We start from the raw sequence: 467 nt of genomic DNA, 5'->3' as shown, positions 1-467 counted from the left end.
CTTCAACCCGCCGATGGCGGCGTCGTTGCCCGGCGCCCGGGTGAGCTTGGCGGTGATCGGCTCGCCGGCCAGCTCGGTGGCGGTGACCGCCTCGGGGGAGAGCTTGCCCAGCGCAGCCTTCTGCTCGCGGGTGGCCGCGGCGTCGATCCGGGCGTAGGCGGAGGACCCGAAGCGTTCCGTCAGCGACGCATGCAGCTGGGACGGCGAGGACCCGGTGACCGCCTGGATCTCGCTGGCCAGCAGCGCGAGCAGGATGCCGTCCTTGTCCGTCGTCCACACCCCGCCGTCGCGGCGGAGGAACGAGGCGCCCGCGGACTCCTCGCCGCCGAAGCCGACCGACCCGTCGAGCAGGCCGGGCACGAACCACTTGAAGCCGACCGGCACCTCGACCAGCCGGCGACCCAGGTCGGCGACCACCCGGTCGATGAGGCTGGAGGAGACCAGCGTCTTGCCCACGGCGGTGCCGG

Annotated in this window: 1 pseudogene; it reads right to left on the bottom strand. The window is 73.7% G+C overall.

The annotated features are described in order from the left end of the window. Positions 1–467 (bottom strand): annotated as a pseudogene (locus CS062_RS25370) (phosphoglucomutase, alpha-D-glucose phosphate-specific); the annotation flags it as partial.

This window comes from Roseateles chitinivorans (genome assembly GCF_002761755.1).
GTDB classification, from domain to species: Bacteria; Pseudomonadota; Gammaproteobacteria; order Burkholderiales; family Burkholderiaceae_C; genus Roseateles; species Roseateles chitinivorans.
Note: the sequence above shows the minus strand (reverse complement) of the source record. Positions and strands in the feature narration are given on the sequence as shown.